Source organism: Pseudoalteromonas sp. DL2-H2.2 (assembly GCF_021532535.1).
GTDB lineage: Bacteria > Pseudomonadota > Gammaproteobacteria > Enterobacterales > Alteromonadaceae > Pseudoalteromonas > Pseudoalteromonas rubra_A.
Genome location: NZ_JAKGBD010000001.1, coordinates 143,525 through 165,567, shown reverse-complemented (window position 1 = coordinate 165,567; position 22,043 = coordinate 143,525). Strand labels below are relative to the sequence as shown.

Annotated in this window: 15 protein-coding genes; 3 read left to right on the top strand and 12 right to left on the bottom strand. The window is 48.8% G+C overall.

Annotation, left to right across the window (positions count from 1 at the left end):
* Positions 1–17 precede the first annotated feature (17 nt).
* From rluF to L1285_RS00580, 11 genes are all read right to left on the bottom strand, one after another.
* Positions 18–965 (bottom strand): 23S rRNA pseudouridine(2604) synthase RluF, encoded by a 948-nt coding sequence (gene rluF / locus L1285_RS00630; RefSeq protein ID WP_235410550.1) that lies wholly within the window; start codon positions 963–965, stop codon positions 18–20.
* Positions 966–1,166: 201 nt separating this feature from the next.
* The gene (locus L1285_RS00625) at positions 1,167–2,255 is read right to left on the bottom strand and encodes an ABC transporter substrate-binding protein (protein WP_235410549.1); all 1,089 of its coding nucleotides are present in this window, start codon (positions 2,253–2,255) and stop codon (positions 1,167–1,169) included.
* A gap of 21 nt (positions 2,256–2,276) precedes the next feature.
* Entirely contained in the window at positions 2,277–3,377 is a 1,101-nt protein-coding gene (locus L1285_RS00620) for a DUF418 domain-containing protein (protein ID WP_235410548.1), read from the bottom strand.
* Positions 3,377–4,594, bottom strand: coding sequence for an EAL and HDOD domain-containing protein (locus L1285_RS00615; RefSeq protein ID WP_235410547.1), 1,218 nt, complete (start codon positions 4,592–4,594; stop codon positions 3,377–3,379). The genes L1285_RS00620 and L1285_RS00615 overlap by 1 nt, the downstream gene beginning before the upstream one ends.
* Before the next feature lie 157 nt (positions 4,595–4,751).
* Positions 4,752–6,290, bottom strand: coding sequence for a glycogen synthase (locus L1285_RS00610; RefSeq protein WP_235410546.1), 1,539 nt, complete (start codon positions 6,288–6,290; stop codon positions 4,752–4,754).
* A gap of 10 nt (positions 6,291–6,300) precedes the next feature.
* Positions 6,301–7,602, bottom strand: coding sequence for a glucose-1-phosphate adenylyltransferase (gene glgC / locus L1285_RS00605; RefSeq protein WP_235410545.1), 1,302 nt, complete (start codon positions 7,600–7,602; stop codon positions 6,301–6,303).
* A gap of 32 nt (positions 7,603–7,634) precedes the next feature.
* A complete protein-coding gene (locus L1285_RS00600; protein WP_235410544.1) occupies positions 7,635–10,118 on the bottom strand; it encodes a glycogen/starch/alpha-glucan phosphorylase in 2,484 nt (827 codons plus the stop codon).
* Positions 10,111–12,210, bottom strand: coding sequence for a glycogen debranching protein GlgX (glgX, locus tag L1285_RS00595; RefSeq protein ID WP_235410543.1), 2,100 nt, complete (start codon positions 12,208–12,210; stop codon positions 10,111–10,113). The genes L1285_RS00600 and glgX overlap by 8 nt, the downstream gene beginning before the upstream one ends.
* On the bottom strand, positions 12,210–14,438 hold the full coding sequence (glgB, locus tag L1285_RS00590) for a 1,4-alpha-glucan branching protein GlgB (protein WP_235410542.1): 2,229 nt from the start codon (positions 14,436–14,438) through the stop codon (positions 12,210–12,212). The genes glgX and glgB overlap by 1 nt, the downstream gene beginning before the upstream one ends.
* On the bottom strand, positions 14,435–16,417 hold the full coding sequence (gene malQ / locus L1285_RS00585) for a 4-alpha-glucanotransferase (protein ID WP_235410541.1): 1,983 nt from the start codon (positions 16,415–16,417) through the stop codon (positions 14,435–14,437). Before malQ ends, glgB begins: the two co-directional genes overlap by 4 nt.
* Positions 16,418–16,422: 5 nt before the next feature.
* Complete coding sequence (locus tag L1285_RS00580; protein WP_125718211.1) at positions 16,423–16,725, bottom strand: isoamylase early set domain-containing protein; 303 nt, start codon at positions 16,723–16,725, stop codon at positions 16,423–16,425.
* Between the two features lie 465 nt (positions 16,726–17,190).
* On the opposite strand from L1285_RS00580, the gene L1285_RS00575 reads away from it, so the two are divergent.
* Positions 17,191–19,107 carry a putative bifunctional diguanylate cyclase/phosphodiesterase gene (locus tag L1285_RS00575; RefSeq protein WP_235410540.1) on the top strand — a complete coding sequence of 639 codons (1,917 nt, stop codon included), beginning with the start codon at positions 17,191–17,193 and terminating at the stop codon, positions 19,105–19,107.
* A 16-nt stretch (positions 19,108–19,123) separates the two neighbouring features.
* On the opposite strand, the gene L1285_RS00570 is transcribed toward L1285_RS00575, so the two are convergent.
* On the bottom strand, positions 19,124–19,552 hold the full coding sequence (locus L1285_RS00570) for an Lrp/AsnC family transcriptional regulator (protein ID WP_046005267.1): 429 nt from the start codon (positions 19,550–19,552) through the stop codon (positions 19,124–19,126).
* Positions 19,553–19,728: 176 nt separating this feature from the next.
* Here L1285_RS00570 and L1285_RS00565 point away from each other — a divergent pair, with 176 nt between their 5' ends.
* Together L1285_RS00565 and astA are read left to right on the top strand one after the other, a co-directional pair.
* A complete protein-coding gene (locus L1285_RS00565) occupies positions 19,729–20,934 on the top strand; it encodes an aspartate aminotransferase family protein (protein WP_046005268.1) in 1,206 nt (401 codons plus the stop codon).
* 33 nt (positions 20,935–20,967) lie between these two features.
* Positions 20,968–22,002: an arginine N-succinyltransferase gene (astA, locus tag L1285_RS00560; RefSeq protein ID WP_235410539.1), complete on the top strand. Its 1,035-nt coding sequence runs from the start codon at positions 20,968–20,970 to the stop codon at positions 22,000–22,002.
* Positions 22,003–22,043 lie beyond the last annotated feature (41 nt).

Below are 22,043 nucleotides of genomic sequence, written 5' to 3'. Positions count from 1 at the left end.
CCTTTTTCGTTACAAAGTTATTTTTTCAAAGACAAGGTCCCTTTCACTCTGCCCTTAGGTTTAGCGCCCGAACGGTTTTGTGGCTTACCCCGTTGCGCAGTTTTATCAGCACCTGGTTTAGTGCCCCGCGCACGCTTGTGCTCATGTTCGCTCCTTTTTCCGGAACGTCTGTCGGTTAAATCCGCTTCTGTTTGTCGCGGCTTTGCCGTCTGGCGCTGCGGGCGTTTTCGCTGATCCACTGAAGCTTCTTCGGTTTTAGATGACCCTTCAATAGACGCATTAATCTCTGCCATTTCAGATTCACTGAGGTGACGCCACTGTCCGGGTCGTAAACCATTGAGGTTAACATTCATGATCCGCACACGCTTAAGTGTTTGTACTTCATAATCAAAGTACTCACACATACGTCGGATCTGACGATTGAGACCCTGGGTAAGGATAATAGTGAATTGCTTCGCAGCGGTTTTCTTCACAAAGCATTTTTTGGTCACAGTGCCGAGGATTGGCACGCCCGAGCGCATCCCGTTAATAAATGCATCAGTAACAGGCTTGTCGACGGTAACTACGTATTCTTTTTCGTGATTATTGCCAGCACGCAGTATCTTGTTTACGATATCGCCTTCATTGGTCAGAAATATCAGCCCTTCTGAGGGCCTGTCGAGCCGCCCAATAGGAAAGATGCGTTCGGGATACTGAATCGCACTGACGATGTTGCTCTTTATTTTTCGCTCGGTCGTACAGGTTACGCCAACCGGCTTGTTATAAGCGATATAAACGCGCTTTGGCTTGGCTTTGAGCGGCTTATTATCAACCAGGATAGTATCAGCATCGCTCACTTTGAGACCCATTTCGGCAACTTCTCCGTTGACTGAGACGCGGCCATCGCTGATCAGAGTGTCTGCTTCTCTGCGGCTACAAAATCCGGTTTCGCTGATGTATTTGTTTAATCGCTTAAGTTCATTCATAAAGGGGCACTTATCTGTTCCTGTGCATATAATCAAAGGCCCGATCCCCGGCACTCTGGCTTAAGTGCGGTGTGCTTATCTATCAGGCAAGTTACAGGGGGCGCATGGTAACAAACTTTCTGCGCCAGTAGAAATGTTTCATCGTCGCCTGTGGGGCTTAAGAGCGCCTGATTCTCGCAGCGCCAAACCTGTGGAGTTAACCTAGGGATTGTCTTTGGCTAAAAATGCTGGTGACACCAGGTATTTCGCCTGTTTGTTTTTAAGCAGGCTGAATTGACTAAAGTCCACCCCAGTCCAGTCGGTTTTGTCGGCCAGCCAGATGTAGCGATGCACATTTTGCTGACTGATAACCTCCAGCGGATACGTAATAGACTGGTGAGCCTGCCAGTAGGAATGACCGTGAAACCTGTCATACAAAGACAAAATAGCCAGGCCGCCCATAATAAAATGCCCACCAACAGACGCCTGTAACTCGCCTTGCTCTATGAGCCGGAGCGTGTCACTCAACCAGTCGAAGCCCCCTATCGCAACAAAGGCCTGCTCCTTTTCGGCTCGCTGTTTTACCGCACTGAGTGCTCCCATGGCCATAAGATCTGACGCACTCCAGATGATATTAGTATCCGGATATCGTTTTAGCAGTCGCTGGGTTTTCTCCATCGCTTGTGTTTTGGACCAGCTGGCATAAATAGACTGTTGCAGGGCAACCCCCTGACTACCAAAATACGATTGCGCCCCCTGGTTGCGCGCATCAGACTCGCTGCCATAGTGACCATTGATTGCTATCGACTGGGGTTTGGCCCCAGGATTGTTCGCGCGTAATGACTCCGTTAACGCCTGAGCCAGATCGGCACCGGCCCGAAAATTGTCAAAATAAATTTCACCCAGCCAGTTTTTGTATCTCTGTGCGGGTCTGCCAATCTCAGACTGCTCGGGGCCGCTAATGGTTTGCTCTAAGGTCAGATACTGTATCCCGTACTTTTCCAGCAGATCCAGGTGTTGCTCGGCATTGCCCGGATAAAGCATTAACACCACATAATCCGGAGTTGCGCGATATTCCAAATATTTTTGCAGCTCTGCCAGCTGGATGTAGCGACTACCGTCACCATAAATCACGTCGAGCTTAACATTGAGCTGTTTACTGGCAGCTTTGGCAATAGACTCAACTTTCTGCCAAAACGGCTCGCCTGACACAGACGGATTAACCAAAAGTACTGAAAAATCGGCCTTTGCCCAGCTCAGAGGGGCAAAACACAACAGACAGGTTAGCAAAACACACTGCAACAACTTCACGATACACAGCCTTTCGTTATGTCACACTCGGCTGAGATGCCGTACGCAACGTTTCAATATAAACTCGGCAGGGCCGGTTTTTTTAGCCCTGTTAAGCAGTATAGCTAAGATCACCTGAACCAGGGTCAAAGCCAGAAAAAACACAAAATACTCCAGACGCGTGAATAAGACACGGGCAGCAGGAAAAACAAAATGAAACACCCCGATACCAATCAAAGACTGAAGTAAATAGAGCGACAAAGAATAGCGCCCAACGATGGCCAGTATTTTGCTAACCCCGGGCAGATTGGCAGTAATAGCCTGCAACAGCATTAGATAACACAGCGCCATAGGGAGAGCCGCCAGCCAATTAATGGTTTCCAACACCTGACCTGTGGTTGTATCACGATTGAGCCACAGCAGCAGCGACACTGACGCACTCGCACACCACAGTATCCACACCCATTTTGCCGGCAGAGCGCGTTGTCCGCTGAACCAGCCTCGCTCATAGAGCTCCATACCAAATAACATCAACCCTAAGGTATTCCACAAAGTCGCGAGTGGGATCAGCAAGATCATCATGTTAAAGTGGCTGACATTTTGACTCAGCAGCTCGGCGTAATTAACCGGCATCAACGTAATCAAAGTGGCATACTCGGCGCTGGCGCGGTCAATATTCGGCTCACGAACAAGCAGGCTAAGTACCACCAGCAAGCCCACGGGTAGCAAGGTCAGTAAGGCTGCTGTCAGTAACCTGTGTTTGGCGTTGAGCCACATCAACGCCAATAACCCGGACAAGGCATAATTGAGCAGAATGTCTCCGGGCCACAGTAAATATCCGTGCAGTACACCAAACACAGCCAAAATACACAGTCGGGATTTTATCATAAAGAGCGCGTCATCGCCCTTTTGCCACTGCTGGTATTGCATTACCAGCGCAGCACCAAACACCAGGCAAAACAAGGTACGAAAACGGCCATCGGCAAACACAGTGGTCACAAGCGATAAGCCAGATTCAAGCCAATCCTGATTGACCGGGGGCACATAACCATAGGCAAAGTTGGCCATAAAAAACAGATTCGTCAGGGTCAGGCCGAGTAATGCAAAGCCCCTTACGCTGTCAATGTACGGGTTTCTAGCCATCAATATACGTGTTCACGGTACATATCAGCCCAGGTTACCGCAGAGGCGTGAAACTCAGGCAGATTGTCATCCTCCATGTTCAACAAGGCACAGGCTTCTTGCAATGCCCACCAGCTGCCACTTTCATAGGCCCTGACCACATTCAATATGTAATATAAGGTGTTAGGCTTACCCAGCAATGCATCATGGATAATCTCAGGAAACGGCAAGCGACCAACCAGTAATTCCATAGGTTTATCGAGAATGGCATCGAGCAAAGAAAACAACCCGGTCAAAAAGCTCATGCTGGCAACCCCTGGGGCAATTTGCTGCGCAATTAACTCACAAAACCGCGAGCGAACAATACTGAGGCGGGTCAGCTCCGTGGGCTTATTGGTGGCAACATGGGCTGTCATGATCAGATTAACGAACTTTAGTACGCGTTCATTACCCAGATAGACCAGCGCCTGCTTAAGGGATTCGATACGACTCTTAATAGGGAAAACACCGGAATTGATCAGCCGCAGTAGCTTGTAGGCAAGCGCGGTGTCCTGTGCAAATAATTCAGAGATCCGCCCCAGATTCATGTGTGGCTTCAACACTTCAGCATAAATTAGCATGACAATGGCGTAGTTTATTTCAATGTCCTGCTGCGAGATCATAGTTGGCTTGGCGAAAAAATACCCCTGAAAGAAGGTAAACCCCATTTTTTTCGCTTCGATGAACTCGTCTTCTGTCTCTACTTTTTCAGCCAATAACTTAAGGTTTTTGCGCTTTTTTAGCTGCTCCACCAGTGGCGCGATTGTCTCCAGCGGGCTCTCGACTAAATCAAACTTGATCAGGCGCACCAGCTTAAGAAACGGCTCCCAGTCTTTCGAGTAAGTGAAATCGTCCAGGGCCAGGCGATAATTATTATGGAACAGTGCCCTGACCCGCTCGTAATTGTCTTTTGTCGGGGGAATGGTCTCCAGCAGCTCCAGGATCACATCACTGCTGGGCAAAAACTGGGCAAGCTCCTGGTTAAGAGATTCTTCGCCGATGTTGATCAGGGCTTTTTTACCCGATGTCAGATAACGTGTACCCAGATTGAGCTGGTTATCCATAATCAGTCGCGCCGTTGCGGCATCATCAGCAATGTTGGGGAAGCAATTTTGTTTACCATCTCGAAACAGCAATTCATACGCAACCACCTGTTTCTTCCGATTAAAGATGGCCTGCCTTGCCACAAACACTTTCAAATCACTGCTCCCAGCTATCTACTGCTCAATTAATAGCACTTTTGTTTTATTAGTTTGTCTTAATGGGGAATATTTTAACCCCATTTCATTAGAAAAAACATCAAACTAAAACATTAATGTATTAGAATAGTCGATAGCTGAGCGAGCAGGCAAACACCTACCCATACAATTTTTCGATATACTGGCTGGCAATGGTATCCCAACTGAAACGCTCCGCTCCCGCATTGGCCTTAATTTCAAGATATCTTTGGGGCTCATTACGGTGAATATCGAGCGCCTGGCGTAAACTCTCCAGCAGCTGCTGCGCTTGTTCCTCCAGCGTCCTGCCAGCAAACAAAAACCCGGTGTGCTCGTGGTCAATGGTATCTTTAAGTCCACCAACCTGATGGGCCAGACAAGGTTGGCCCGCACGCATTGCCAGCATCTGACTAATACCACAAGGCTCAAACGAGCTGGGCATCAGGAACAAATCTCCGAGATCATACAAATGATCGCCCAATGCCTGTCCATACCCTTGTAAATACAAGACATTATCGTTTCTTGCCATAACCTGAGTAAACAGATACTCAAGATGCGGATCACCAGAGCCCAAAATAACCAGCACCCCGCCGTACTCATTAACTAAGGCCGCTACACTATCTAAAATGAGCTGACCATCTTTTGGCTGTCTCAGTAGCAGGGCTTTTTGATCCGTCAAACGCCCAACACTGGTCACCAGTGGACGGCGAAACGTCGATTGCTGACGCCACTGAATGACCCTTTGATGGGCAATATAATGAGCCGGCTTCAGCGCTCCCCCGTTAGACATCCAGACAAATAACGATTGCTCAGCCAAATCACAATATTCGCTTAAGGTAAGCGCTTGTGCTTCTTCATGGCCCGGATAGATGCAGCCATTGAGGATCCCTGCCAGCCTGCCTGACCTGGCAGCTGCCTGCATATCGTTTTCGAGCCCTTCACCGCCAAAAAAGCCGCTTTCATGGTCGCTACTGTGCTGTACTTCTTCGCAATAGGTGGGCGATACCAGATGTACTTTATCGACCAGGTTGATTGCTGCGCGCACTGGATTGAAGCAATGTGGGTAGATGTGGTCGCAGATCCGGCTGCCGTCATAGCTCAAAGTAGGAAACCAGGATTCCAGAGAGGAGTCATCATGTTTAAACGGTCGGATCCCCTGTAAGGCCAGATTATGTACCGTATAGACGGTTTTAATTTGCTTTAGATTCACAAACCGGGGGCTGAAGGTTTTCAGTACCGCCACCACAGCCGCATGCCAGTCGTGCAAATGCAGTATATCAACCGGCCCTATCATCTGATGTTCTAACAGCTCACTCACCGCAGCGCAAAACAGTGCAAACTTATTCGCATCTGTCGCAAACGGCTGGTCGCCATCATTACAATAAATAGCTCCACCGTGGTGCGAGAACAATGAGTGAGAGACCACATATTGTTCAACACCTGAGTCGCTGGCCACCCGCCATAAAGTTGCTGTTTCTAAGTGCTGCTTAAATGGCACCGCAATGTCTGCAACAAATTCACGGTTCAGTGCATACTGACCATAATCTGGCACAATCACAGAGCAGCGGACCTGCTGCTCTGCCAGTGCATAAGGAATGTCGCGGATCACATCCGCAACACCACCGACTTTACAACTTGGCAGACGGTCGTTTTCCGCTGCCACCATAACTACATGCATGTTTGTCCCTTTACGCCGTTTCCTGGTTTTGACCCGCCAACAGCTGCTGTTGCTTTTCTAATGCGGCTAGCATATCACGGGTCACCAGCACTATGCCGTTTTTAGAGACTCTGAAACCGTTTCTTTTATCGTTCGCCTGGTCATAGCCTATTTCCATTCCTTCAGGAATATGACAGCTACGATCAATAATCGCATTTCGGATCCGACAATGACGCTCTATCACCACACCTGGCAGCACAACTGCCCCACCAATTTCACAGTACGAATGCACGTGAACATTTGAAAATAGGAGAGATTTACGTACTCTGGAGCCTGAAATAATACACCCACCAGAGACGGTAGAGTCGACCGCCATGCCGCGCCGCTCGTCGTCGTCAAAAATGAATTTTGCTGGCGGCAATTGCTCCTGATAAGTCCAGATTGGCCAGCTCGGATCGTACAAGTCAAGCTGAGGCTGAGGCGACACCAACTCCATATTCGCTTCCCAGAATGAATCTATGGTACCAACGTCACGCCAATAAGGCTGGCCTGGATGGCTGGGATCACGAAATGGAAATGCAAATACATTATGCTCTTCAATAATAGCCGGGATGATATCATGGCCAAAGTCGCGACCAGACCCTTCGCGCTCAGCGTCTTCCTTTAACTGTTCAAATAGAAACTCAGTATTGAAGACATAGTTGCCCATTGACGCCAGGCATACCCCCGGTTTACCTGGGATTTCGCTCGGTGCTGCTGGCTTTTCATCAAAGCGACGCACCCGCTTGTTTTCATCAACGGTCATAACCCCGAAGGTATTTGCCGCATCCTCACAGGGCACTTCAATACAACATACCGTCATATCCGCACCGGTTTCGACATGCTTAGCCAACAGCGCACCGTAGTCCATTCGGTAGACATGGTCACCGGACAAGATCATGACGTACTTAGGTAACTCGTGACGAATGATATCCATATTCTGGAATACCGCATCTGCGGTACCACAGTACCACTCATCTCCATAGCGCTGAGAGGCCGGCAAAATCTCGACCGATTCTCCCAGCTCTTTCTTAAAATGACCCCAGGCGCGATTAACATGGCGGATCAAAGAGTGCGACTTGTACTGTGTTGCTATGCCAACCCGGCGAATACCCGAGTTAATACAATTTGATAACGGAAAGTCTATTATTCTGTGTTTGCCTCCAAAATATACCGCGGGCTTTGCTCTCCAGTCGGTCAGCTCATGCAGCCTGCTACCACGACCACCCGCCAGGATCAGTGCATAGGTTTCTCTGGTCAGGTTACTAATATATCGGTTTGCATAACTGGGCATTCATTATCTCCATTAAAAAGTCTATCTACGATCTACTGCATTGGGGTTAAGCGCCAAATATCGTCACAATATTGTTGAATAGTGCGATCGCTAGAAAAACTGCCACTAGCGGCCGTGTTAAGTATGCTCATACGCAACCACTGGGACTGATCCTGATAGGTTTCTGCGGCACGTTGTTGCGCTTCGAGATAACTGTCGAAGTCGTGTGCAACCAACCAGGGATCGTGAGGGCTACGAATGGCGGCAATGATGTCGTTGAAAATTCCGGGCTCAAATAAATTAAAGTGGCCACTTTCCAGCAGCGCCATGGTATTGCTTAGTGCCTGGCTGGATTGAATAATGGCATTAGGATCATAGTGCTGACGTACTTCGTCGGCTTGTTGCGCGGTGGCACCAAACAGAAAAAAGTTATCCGCCCCCACCTGCTCTCTAATCTCAATGTTAGCGCCATCCAGCGTGCCTATGGTCAGTGCCCCATTCATCATGAACTTCATATTGCCCGTGCCTGAGGCTTCTTTACCTGCCGTCGAGATTTGTTGAGACAGATCGGTTGCGGCGCAGATGGTTTCCATCGCGGTGACATTGTAGTTTGGGAAGAATGCGACTCTCAAAAGCGCTCTGGCCTGGGCATCTTTGTTGACTACGTTTGCCACGTTATTAATCAGCTTGATGACCAGCTTGGCCATAGCATAGCCGGGGGCCGCCTTGCCGCCGAACAAGACGCAGCGTGGCACCATGCCCTGGGTTTCACCACGGCGAATACGGTCGTACAATGAAATCACATGCAGGATGTTGAGCAGCTGGCGTTTGTATTCGTGGATGCGCTTGACCTGAACATCAAACATCATGCTGGGATCGAACTCCACATCACAGCGTGCCTGCACCAGTTTTGCGAGTTTTTCTTTATTACCCTGCTTGACTGCTTGCCACTGGCTCTGAAAAGCTCTGTCATCGTAATAACGCCGCAGCGCCTTGATTTCGGCATAATCCGCTTGCCAAGTCTCGCCAATTTTGCTGGTAATTAACTCCGCCAGAGAAGGGTTACAATAAGCTAGCCAGCGTCTGGGGGTAACGCCATTGGTTTTGTTGTTAAATTTGGCAGGCCAGAGCTGGTAAAAATCATGGAACAGCCCCGATTTAAGTAACTCAGTGTGCAGCGCCGCCACACCATTAACCGAAAAGCTCCCTACAATCGCCAGATAAGCCATGCGGATCTGCGGATGGTCGCCTTCTTCTATCAAAGACAGCGCACGTTGCTTTTCCATATCTCCGGGCCACATCAGTGCCACCTCCGACAAAAAGCGCGCATTAATTTCGTAGATGACTTCTAATAATCTCGGCAGCAGACGGGCAAACAAAGACACAGACCATTTTTCTAGTGCCTCAGGCAGCAAAGTATGGTTGGTGTATGCCATAGTTGAGGTCGTAATAGCCCAGGCTTGCTCCCACTCAAGCTCATGCTCATCCACCAGCAGCCTCATCAGTTCAGCGACTGCTATGCTTGGGTGCGTATCGTTGAGTTGAAAAACATGCAAGTCAGCAAAACCACTAAAGTCCGAGCCATGCTGCTCAACCCACTGATGTAGTATGTCCTGCAAGCTGGCACTGGACAGAAAATACTGCTGTCTGAGTCTTAGCTCTTTACCATTTTCACTGCTGTCATTGGGGTACAAGACCATAGTGATTTGCTCGGCCAGGTTTTTCTTCGCAACGGCTTCGGAATAACTACCGGCGTTGAACTCCTTCAAATTAAACTCGTCCGTCGCCTCTGACTTCCACAATCTGAGTGTATTCACAACGCCATTTCGATACCCTGGAATAGGCACATCATAAGGTACCGCCAGCACATCCTGCGTATTCACCCACATACGATGAGTACGACCCTGTTTGTCCTGATGCGCCTCAACCTGACCAAAAAACTTGATCACTCTGGCTTGCTCTGGTGCCGGCATTTCCCAAGGGTGTCCTTCACGTAACCAGTTATCTGGCTGCTCGACCTGAAAGCCCTGATCCAGTGACTGATTGAACATGCCGTATTCATAGCGGATCCCATAGCCAATAACAGGCAATCCGAGTGTTGCACAGCTATCCAAAAAACAGGCTGCCAGACGACCCAAACCACCATTACCCAGGCCCGCATCATGTTCAGCCTGCTCGACGTACTCAAACTCAGTGCAATACTCTTTGAGCGCTTCTCGGGTTTGCTTTTCCAGATCCAGGCTCAGTACCGCGTTGCCCAAAGCCCTGCCCATTAAGAACTCAAGGGATAAATAGGCCGCCCGTTTACATTGGTTGTCAGCCAGATACTGATTGGTTGCCCTGCACCTTGCAACTAGACGATCCCGGACCGTCAACGCCAGTGCCTGGAACAAATAATGTTTAGAATCTCCAACCTTGTCGCGCCCCAAGGTGTAGTAAAAATGCCGCATTAAATCATCAGCCAGCGTGCTTTCATCCAGTTTTGGGGCTTCCTGCCAATGCTTTACAACACACACATTTGACGTTTTCTTAGTCATTCTTAAGATCCTCATTATGAGATTGATATACCCAGGCGCTATGCGCACTCAGAGATTGGGTCTGGTGACCTTCTTCGATGGTTTCTGTGGGGGGCGCAGAGCTAAGTGTTAGCCTCCAGACAATCCCCGCTATCACAGGTAATTTCACCGCCACATCGTCACTGCCAGCATGTAAAATCACCAGCAAATTTTGCTTTCTTAGCGTGTCGGTCAACATATAGATCAGGGTTTTATTGTGGCTGTCGTGCCAGTCCCCTTCAGTCATTGGGTGTGCGTCTTTGTTAAACCAGCTGATATTGAACCGCTCATCTTGGGTGTGAATATAAAACGGGTGATGAAATATCGCGTACTGGCAGCGTATTTCCTGTAGCCGAGCAATTAAGGCGCACAAGGTACTTGCTTCGTCACTGCTCCAGCCGCCTTTTGCGCTTCGGTTTTGACTGCAACGCTCAGAGATACTTTGAGGCCAGCTCAACCAATTGATCTGATTGTCCTGACAATACGCATTATTATTGCCCTGTTGCGAGTGCGCGATTTCAGTGCCCGCGGCTAACATAGGCACCCCTTTAGACATCATTAGTGTAATCAGCGCACTTTTTTGAATTTGGTGCCTTAATGCCAGTATGTGTTGATGCTCAGTTTGACCTTCTACACCACAGTTGAATGAAATGTTTTCGCTGTGGCCATCACGATTGTCTTCACCATTGGCAAAGTTGTGTTTTTGCTCATAACTCACCCAATCAGCAAGCGTAAAGCCATCATGGCTGGTGAGAAAGTTGACCGAATTGAGTGGCCCGCGTTGATTATGTTCAAATAATTCATGAGAGCCATGAACGCGTTTCGCAAGCTCAGACAAAGTACCGGCGTCGCCACGCCAAAAGCGTCTTACCGTATCCCGGTATTTGTCATTCCACTCCCGCCAGGGCGATGGAAACCCGCCCAACTGATACCCACCAGGACCCACATCCCAGGGCTCGGCAATCAGCTTAACCTTGTTAAGCACGGGGTCTTGTGCCATCGCCTGTAAGAAACTATGCTGCGAATTAAAGCCATGCTCAGTGCGAGCCAGTATGGTTGCCAGGTCAAATCTAAAGCCATCGACGCCCATAAATTCGACCCAGTACCTCAGGCTATCCATCACCAGTTTCAGGGTATAGGGGTCGTCAATATTGAGGGTGTTGCCACAACCAGTGTCGTTTATATATTGGGCTTGCTCACCGACCATACGATAATAACCCGTATTATTGAGCCCTTTGAGCGACAAAGTGGGTCCATCGAGGCCCCCTTCCGCAGTGTGGTTGTAGACAACATCAAGGATCACCTCAATCCCGGCGCGATGAAGCTCGCGAACCATTTGCTGAAACTCGCTAATATTCCCGTCTACCAGAAAGTCTTTGTGCGGTACAAAAAAACTCAAAGAGTTATAACCCCAGTAGTTTTTCAACCCCTTGGTTGTCAGAAACTGCTCTGAAATAAAGGCATGACAAGGCAATAACTCAATGGTTGTCACACCTAAACTGGCCAGGTGTGCTATAAAGTTGCTGTGACTCAGACCCAGAAACTTGCCACGCAGGGGCTTAGGCACAAACTCACATTGTTTTGTGGCACCTCGGACGTGACACTCATAGACTAAGGTTTTTGACCAAGGTATGTCCGGTCTGGCACCTTCATATCGGGCAATATCCGTCACGCAAGATTTGGGCATATCGACGGCATTGTCACTTGAGTTGAGTGTACCTACTGGTAAATGGCAAAAATGCCGTTCACTCCAGGTAAATTCACCATGAAAATCCTTGCAATAAGGGTCTAACAGCAACTTATTATGATTGAATAACTGGCCCTTTTCGGGCGCATACCGGCCTGCGGCGCGAAATCCGTACAAAGCGCCAGCGCGCAGAGGCGAGACAAACACAGACCACAGTCCACCCTCATGGCGATACATAGTGATTTTAGCTATTTCACTATGGCCACTTTGATCGAACAGGCACAACTGCACTTCCTTTGCCCCAGGGGCATAGACAGCAAAGTTAACGCCCTGATCATGCAGTGAGCTACCCAACGGTGAAGGTTGACCCCGGTGTGACGTTAACATCAGGCGTCTGCACTCATATATTGCAAATAGATGGTACTTAATGGCCCGATGGTGATTTCAATGCTGTGCTCGAAACCATGGCTGGCGATGGCCTTGCTCTGGACCATTTGCTGTTGGTGTGCAACCGGCGTTGTACCACTACCGTACAAGTTGCTGTCGTCGGAGTTAAACACCACGCGATAAATACCACCACGGGGGACCCCAATACGATAGCAATGCAAAACCTCTGGGGTAAAATGACTAACGACCACCAGCAAGTCGTTACTGGATTTGCCGAAGCGAGCAAAACTCAGCACCGACTGCTCGCCGTTGTGACAATCAATCCACTGAAAACCACATGGTGAGTTATCGAGCTCATATAAAGCCGGTGTATCACGGTAGAGGTGATTGAGCGCCTTGATTGTCTCATAAACTCCCATATGTGGCGGCGACTCAAGCAAAGACCAGTCCAGTCCCCGGTTATGATCCCACTCTGTGCGCGGAGCCAATTCACTGCCCATAAACAGCAGCTTCTTGCCCGGGTGTGCGTACATAAAACCATAGTAAGCGCGCAGGTTAGCAAACTGTTGCCAGTCGTCACCTGGCATTTTACTCAGCAATGCGCCCTTGCCATGCACGACTTCATCGTGGCTCAGTGGCAAAATATAATTTTCTGAGTAAGCATAGGCCATAGAAAAGGTCATCTCATGATGATGATACTTTCTGTGAATGGGATCTCTTTGCATATAACTCAGGCTGTCATTCATCCAGCCCATGTTCCACTTATAGCCAAATCCCAATCCATTATGATCCACTGCCTGAGTCACCCCAGGCCAGGCTGTAGATTCCTCGGCGACCATCATAATGTGCGGATGACGACCATAGCTGCGGATATTAACTGCTCTGATGCAGTCTATCGCGCCAAGGTTTTCTCTGCCGCCAAACTGGTTGGGGATCCATTCACCATCGTTGCGCGAGTAATCCAGATACAGCATAGAGGCAACCGCATCGACCCTTAAGCCATCCAGTTTAAACACATCAAGCCAGTAGTTGGCATTGGAGAGCAGGTAACTTTTTACTTCCGGGCGTTCGTAGTTATAAATATAAGTGTTCCAGTCGGGGTGATAGCCCTGACGGCTGTCCGCATGCTCATACAGGTGCGTACCGTCAAAGCGATGCAAGCCATGGGGATCTGACGGAAAGTGACCCGGTACCCAGTCAATCAAAATGCCCAAGTCTAACTCTGCACACTGAGCTACGAAATAGCGAAAGTCCTCCAAAGAGCCAAAACGGCTGGTCGGCGCAAAAAGCCCCACAGGCTGATATCCCCACGAACCATCAAAGGGATACTCGCTGATCGGCATCAGCTGCACATGAGAAAAACCCAGCGCCTTAACATAAGGTAATAAATCATCTGCCAGCTCACGATAAGTCAGATAGCGGTTATCCTCATCATCCCGGCGCTTCCACGAGCCCAAATGCACCTCGTAAATAGCAATGGGCGCATCAATCGCATTGCGCTGACGACGCCGTGTCTGCTCGGCATCACTCAGCGGCATGCTCTGTTGAGCCGGCTGGATCACACTGGCGGTACCGGGGGCTTGCTGCATCTTAACCGCATAAGGGTCGGCACGCTCAGTCACCTCACCATCCACACCGACGATGGCGTATTTGTAGCCTTGCTCAGCCTTGAGATGTGGCACAAACAAATCCCACACACCGCTGGCGGGATGAAAACGCATAAAGTGCTGGCACGGCTGCCAATGATTAAACTCGCCAATCACAGAGACACTGCGCGCATTCGGTGCCCAGACGCAAAACTGCGTGCCTTCGCAATCCTGGTGAGTCAGCGGACGAGCCCCAAAATGCAAGTAACCATGCTCAAGCGATCCTTCATTGAACAAGTACATCGCAGACTCGTCCAGCGCACTACCAAAGTCATAGACATCGCGTGTGGTAATGACAGTATCGGAAAATTCAATCGTCAAATGGTATCCTGAGGACACCTTAGTGCTGAAATCCAGCACAAACAAAGCTGAATCACCAATTCGCTGCATGGCGCTGGTTTGGTGGTCAACATTGACTGACACTGTCAGTGCGCCGGGCATGTACACACGAATAACAGAGCCTTCTGCGCTGTTATGCAGACCAAGAAAAGAGAAGGGATCACGAAAACACCCGCTATCCAGGGCCGAAATTTGTGCTGCGAAGTCATGGGTAATAATGGGCGATTTACTTGCTGAATTCATGCCTGCTCTCTGATCCTTTTTATCTCTTTCATTAAATGACTGTTTTGCTCTAAAGTCTGCTCAGCCGGGATTGCCAGTCGACGGCGCCAGTTGGGGTACTCACGATCAGTACCGGGAATATTCACTGGTAACTGCTGTTGTTCTAGATCATCCAACTGGATTGCCAACAATTTACTCGGACTTGCGGCAAGCTTTTTAACTATGGCAGCGTAAATATTGATTGCATCTCTGAGCTGATGTGCATCATGCGTACCATCCAGCCCCAGCCAGGTTAGTAACCTGGCCTTATCCTCTTCGCGCGCTGTGATCATCTCTTTTGCTTCATGTTCACTGCACAGTTGGTAATCTTGTTTGAGACTAATGTCAGTATGGCACCACCAAGCGCTAAACGGTGCCACATCATGGTTAGCAACCATTAGTAAGGTATCTGCACGATACTGCTCGACTGACTTAAACTGGCCCAGATGATCTTTGGCAAAATACATTAAAATGTTGCCGTAGAGATTGGCATCACTCATAGCAGCAGAAACTTCCGGCGGCACTATGCCAAGATCTTCACCTATCACCATGGCCCGGTTCAGATGAGATTCGATCTTTAAAATCGCCAGTAAATGTTCAAAGGGATAATAGATGTAGCACCCGTCCTGCTTCCCCTGCGACTCAAAACACCACCATAAACGCCGTATTGCCATCACATGATCAATACGCAGCGCACCAAATGATGCCATGTTGCTGCGCACCAGTGAGCGAAAATACGCGTAGTTGTGCTGTTTGATTTTAATTGGATTCAGCGCGGGCAACCCCCAATTCTGACCGGCTTCAGCCCAAGGGTCTGGCGGTGCGCCGACGTTTGCGCCTTTGGCAAATAAGGCTTCATTGTGTGTAAACTCATCGCCTTCTTGTGCGCAGCCAACGGCCAGGTCGTTAATAAGTCCTATGGCCATCCCCTCTTGCCGGGCATGTAACTGACAAGCTCCGAGCTGACGATGTGCAAGCCACTGCATAAACCACTCACGCTCAGTGAGTTCACTGTGGCTCAGAGTTTGCTCCTTGTCGTGCTTGAACTCGCTCAGAGCTTGGCGCACAGCCGGCACAGCTTCGCATTTATCAAACAATTGCGATAACACAGCGTATTTCGCTTTCGCAACCGCACTGTAATCAATGTAGTTTTGAGCACACTCGTTTTGTGCAGAGCCAAGTGCTTCATCTATGCTCAGTTGAAAGTCTTCGCGTAATGTGTCGATTGCCCAATCTAATGCAATATATAGAGGATTAATCAGGCAACGATGTGACGGGCTGTATGGACTTGCGCGCTCCGGCTCTGATTCAAACAGTAAGTGCAAGGGATTAAGCAAAATGAAGTCGCAATGCGTGATTGCGGCGCTGGAGATCACCTGATGTAGATCGCGAAAGTCGCCCATACCTGCGTTGCGTTCGCTGCGTAATGTATAAAGCTGGAGTGATAAGCCTGTGCGCTTAACATCGTCTTGCTCTATTGCATAACAACGTTTAGGTACCGACCATAGTTCCGTCGTTTTAGTGCCAAATACCCCTTCGATTTGGGCGTTAAAATACCCAGCAGGTAGCGCTCCTACGCTGACTTTCAGGTCCAGATAAATCTGTCCATTGTAATGATAATCACCACACACTTCGGCCTGAGACAGCGCAAAGCTGGTGCTCAAAGCGAGGTCTGGTATTTGAATTACCACCGACGAATGAAGCGCGGTTTGCGGCACTTTTAACGAAAAGCACCCGGTTTCGGCCTCGGCAAGTACGACCTCATCGACAACCTCAAGCCAGGGTTTAACATCCAGTAAAAAGTTTAGCTCGGCAATATGGGATTCATCGTCTGTATCAACGCCACAGCAGCGCAATGCGTCGACCCGAGTTGCATGGTCAAAGTAGACGTGCTCACCATTATATTTGGTGTAATCAAAGCCTATGCCATGCAAGTAGAACAGCTGTTCCAGTCCCTGCATTGTTATCAGGCCTGCTTGTGAGTATCAACGACGCTGTTTTGTGTACCAAAGCCATTTGGCACATAGCCATCGGCCTGGTCGTCGTTATCCCAGTGCTCTCCATCGATTAAGTATCTAAAGTGGTATTCGTGACCCGTGGGTAAGCGGTGTTTGAGCTTAAATCGTTTGTCTTTCTTATTGAATTTCATCGTTAGAGGCTGCCAATCGTTGAACTCTGCCACCAGCTCGACTTTTATCGCTTCAGGATGAATGATTTCAAACGTGACTTCCGCTTCGTTTTTTGTTTTGAAAAAACGCTTAGTTAACATTGTGGGCTCCAAAAAACCGCTAGGTTGTTTATCCTTGCCACAGTGCCGTGCCCGTTACAGCTAGACTTACGGATGCTGTGAAACTACAAAGCATAATTGCTCATTGTCTACGTACAGTGTGTACGCTTCATTACAGTGCAATGACAGTCCAGCCTTGCACTAATGTGGTGATTTTCACTTAGAAAGCTGGCACAACTGCCTGTATATTAGTATACGGGCAATAAACGCGCCAAAACTTGTTAAAAAGTTAGGTGAGAACTATTCTCGTGTAAAGTGAATTTAATTGATACTTGATCTCAAACACAGCAAAGCGGTATTAATTATTTACAATACTCAGAGGCACTGAGCTGCGATTGATGGCACCCTGAATTAGGTGTAAAACATGTCATACTTAGGGCTTATTTATAGTATACTTACTGCTCCTGGCAGGGACGATTTTCTTTAGGTAGTTGGATACGCTCAATCATGCAAAGTGTTTTTAAAAATATAGCAACCTGTATTGTCTGTTTTGTCGTGATTAGCATAGTCGTTAGCTTGCTGTTTACAAAACAGGTGGTTGACCTGCAAACTGGTCGCACCACCATACCGCTACATACACAGCCCATCAGCGCCCAATCGGAACATATTCCCTGGTACGCTTTCTTGCTGGCGGATCAACGTTTTTTGCAGGTTAACGAAGAAACACACGTGCTGCTGCGACGCAGTCAAACTGAAGCCACCTCGGCTTCCGTTAAACAGGTCATGACTCGCGTGTTTTCTTCGCCAGTCCTGCTGTTACTGGTTATGGTCATGCTAATACTGACACTCACCAGGCTGCGTGAGTTAAGGCTACAACATACCCGCTCAAAAGCACTGACCGACATTGACAGGGACCTCAAAGATATTATTAGTGGCCTGGAAATTGATTACAAAGCATTGCCGATTGGCGGCACAGTTGCCCAGATCAGCCATGCTGTGCACGCCATCGCAAGCAATATTCAACGCATTAAGATCAACACCGACAGCCATGTCTTTCAGGATAAGCTCACGAAACTGATAGACCGTCATGCCTATATTGAGCACATCAGCAATGAGCTCGCAATGGCAGAACAACAGCAAAGCAAGTGCGGCCTGCTGTTTATTGACCTTGATGGTTTTAAGCAAGTCAACGACTCGTTCGGACATAGTTTTGGCGATGAGATATTGATCCAGGTTGCAGAGCGTTTATGTCAGGTAGTGCGACAGTATCAATTACAGGCGCTGCATGCCGTACATGGGCTTGATCAAAACCTCTCGCGACTTGGCGGAGATGAGTTTTCTATTTTTATTCCCGACCTTAAAGATACCGGGTTTTGTACCGAAGTCGCTCAGACCATACTTGGCGAGATTGAGCGCGACTTTGTGCTCGGCAATAAGTTGGTGAAGATCAGTGCCAGTATCGGTATTGCTGTCTATCCCGATAGCGCCGCCACACCCAATGCACTGCTGCAAATGTCAGACGTTGCTATGTACCGTGCTAAAACAGATGGTCGTGGGATCTTTCGCGTTTACTCCCCTGAAATGGGTAATAAAATCAGGCGCTACCATTACCTACTGGAAGAGCTGCGCCTGGCCATTGCCTCGCAAAACTTCCACTTATCATTTCAGCCCATAGTTCACGTTGAAGATTGCTCTATTGACTACTTTGAAGCACTGGCGCGCTGGCATCACCCGATTGAAGGCCTGATCCCCCCGTCTGAGTTTATTCCCATTGCGGAAGAGTCGAACCTGATCCTGGATCTTGGGGACTGGATCTTGCTGGAGTCCTGTCGACAAATGTCCGCCTGGCACAATGCAGGTATGAAGCGAGTGCGCATTTCAGTGAATGTATCCGGGATCCAGCTCAAGCACCGTGCAATTTTTGACTGGGTGATGGCTGCATTAGAAAAAACCGGTTTACCCCCTACTTCACTGATGCTGGAGATCACGGAATCTACGCTTATCACCGCCAGTGATGAAATCATTGCACAGCTTGAACGTTGTCGCTCAGCTGGGGTCACCATCGCCATTGACGATTTTGGCACCGGGTTTAGCTCGCTCAGCACCCTGGCCGATTTGCCAATCGATGTGATTAAAATCGACAAGCTATTTATTTCACAGGCTAAAGACAACCCCAAATACTATAAAATCCTTAACTCCATCAGTGAGCTGGGCGCACAGCTCGACCTCAAAATTGTTGCCGAAGGGGTTGAGCAGGTCGACCAGTTTGAGTTAGTTAAACAGATGGGGATACGGTGTGTTCAGGGGTATCTGGTAAGTCGTCCGGAAACCTCCAGCCGGGTTGGCAACAAAGTGCTAAAAAGCAATATGAATCATATCGCGTCCACCGGCACCAGCGTATGGTTACCTGAGTCGTCCAACTAAGCAACCCCCGCTCTGTTCAGCGTTTGAACTTAGTTTCTAAAATTACCGAGGATGTGGTCCGCTCCACCCCTTCCAGGTTGCCAATATCATCGAGCAGCTGACTGAGCTGCTCAAGGCTTTGCGCCTCTACTTCTGCGATCATGTCATATTCGCCACTAATCGCATACAAAGCTGAAATGTTGTTGATCTGCTTCAGTGCATTATTGGTTTGTGCGGTCAGCTTCTGCCGGACCTTGATGGAAACATGCGCTGCAACCTGAGATTCCTGATACTGCCTGCCCAGCTCCACACTATACCCCTGGATCACCCCATTTTGTTCGAGTTTTTGCAATCGACTTTGGACCGTCGTTCTGGACATATCCAGGGTTCTGGCCAATTCAGAGATGCTGGCGCGGGCATTTTTCCTCAGCTCAGAAAGTAAACGTTCGTCTTGTGAATGGATCATTGTGAAAACTTAAATCGTCATTTTGACTGTTATTTTAATCATTTTATTTATTTTTGCACTGCAAATTGACAACGCAACGCGTAATAATGACAAAAAGCGGGGAAAGCGACACCGTCTATTGCAATCAATAGCCGGTTCTGTCCCTAAGTTGTAAAGATTTTTAAGAGGAAGTCGTCATGCAAGTGAATCGCGAGTTGTTTAATGAGGTAATGGTACCAAACTACAATCCGTCTGAAGTGATCCCGGTTAAAGGCAAGGGCTCACGTGTTTGGGACCAAAAAGGCGACGAGTACATCGACTTCGCTGGCGGTATTGCCGTAAACTGTCTGGGCCATTGTCACCCTGCCCTGGTTAACGCGCTGAAAGAGCAAGGTGAGAAAATCTGGCACCTGTCTAACGTAATGACCAACGAGCCGGCCCTTCGCCTGGCAAAAAAACTCACAGATGCGACCTTTGGCGAACAAGTTTACTTTGCAAACTCAGGCGCAGAAGCAAACGAAGCAGCACTCAAGCTGGCACGCCGCTGGGCCATTGATAACTACTCAGAAGAAAAGACCCAGATCATTGCCTTCAACAAAGGCTTCCACGGTCGAACCTTTTTCACTGTGACTGTAGGTGGTCAGGCAGCTTACTCAGATGGTTTCGGTCCTAAGCCTCAGGACGTAACGCACGTTGATTACAACGACCTTGAAACCTTTGCCAAGCTTATCTCCGACAAGACTTGTGCAGTGATGATGGAACCCCTTCAGGGCGAAGGCGGTATCATTCCTCCAACAAACGAATTTATTCAGGGCGTGCGCGAGCTGTGTGACAAGCACAACGCATTATTGATCTTTGACGAAGTACAAACAGGTGTTGGTCGTACTGGCGACCTTTATGCTTACCAGGGTCTTAACGTGACTCCGGATATCCTGACGACCGCAAAGGCGCTGGGTGGTGGTTTCCCAATTGGTGCAATGCTGACAACCAAAGAGATTGCTAAACACCTTAAAATTGGTACTCATGGCTCTACTTACGGCGGTAACCCGCTGGCATGTGCTGTAGCCGAAGCTGCGTTTGATACTGTTAACGACGCGCAACTGCTAGCCGATGTAAAGCGCAAAGAGCAATTGTTCCGCGACGGACTGGCTGCCATCAACGAAAAGTACAACGTATTTAGTGAAGTACGTGGTAAAGGATTACTGCTGGGCGCCGTGTTAAACGACCAATTTAACGGTCGCGCTCGTGACTTCCTGGTAGCAAGTGGTAAACATGGCCTGATGGCCCTGGTTGCAGGTACCAATGTTGTTCGCTTCACCCCTTCTCTGGTTATTCCTGACGAAGATATCCAGGCCGGTCTGGCTCGCTTTGAGCTGGCTGTAGCAGACGTAGTTAACGGTTAATCGGCAGGGGCGCGCAAGCGCCCTGTTAAAACTATGCAAGTACTCAGACCCATTTCAGAAAAAGACTTTGCGGCGCTCAAAACCATCGCCATCGAATCGGGCCATGGGTTTACCTCATTGCCGGTAGATGATGACTTGCTGAGCAGTAAAATTGCGCGCTCAGAGCAAAGCTTTGCAAAAACCGTTGCGCAGCCAAAAGATGAAGGCTACTTATTTGTACTGGAAGACAGCGACAGCGGCGAAATTTTAGGCACCACCGCAATTGAAGCAGCGGTTGGTATGCAGACCCCTTTATATCACTATCACCTGGGCAAAACGGTACACCATTCTCGCACCCTGAATGTATACAATACGGTCGACATTCTGAGCATGTGTAACGACTACACCGGCGCATCCGAGATCTGTACATTGTTTCTCAGAGAGCCGTTCCGTAAGGGACTGGCAGGCCGCTTCCTGTCGCGTTCGCGCTTTAACTTTATGGCGTTGCACGCAGATCGCTTTAGCGACACGGTTATCGCGGAGATGCGCGGCGTGAGTGACGAAGACGGACACTCCCCTTTCTGGCAGTGGTTGCAGGAACATTTCTTCAGCATTGAGTTTCCTCAGGCAGATCACCTGGTTGGTCTGGGCGATAAGGTATTTATCAGTGAGCTGATGCCTAAATACCCAATTTACGCCAACTTACTGAGCAAAAAAGCACAAGCCGTGATAGGCCAGGTGCATGAAAAAACCAAGCCTGCGCTGCGTCTGCTGGAAAAAGAAGGCTTTGAACACCGTGGTTATGTGGACTTGTTTGATGCAGGCCCGACTGTTGAGTCGAGACTGCAAAATATCAAAACGGTCCGTGAAACCAAGCGTGGCGCTGTGCGCATCGTCAAGCCCGAAGAATTAAACCTGACCGAAGCGCAAACCTGGTCCGTCTCTAACTGTGGTTTAGCGCATTTCAGAGCCACCTTTGACACTCAGGTTAACTGGTGTGGTAATACCGCCGCTTTCAAAGTGACGGCAGACATCGCCTCGGCACTACAAGTATCAGAAGGCGATGAGATAAGCGGGTTTATCCTGTAACAAACATATTAACTCTGGTGCTTTGAGCAACAATGCTTAAG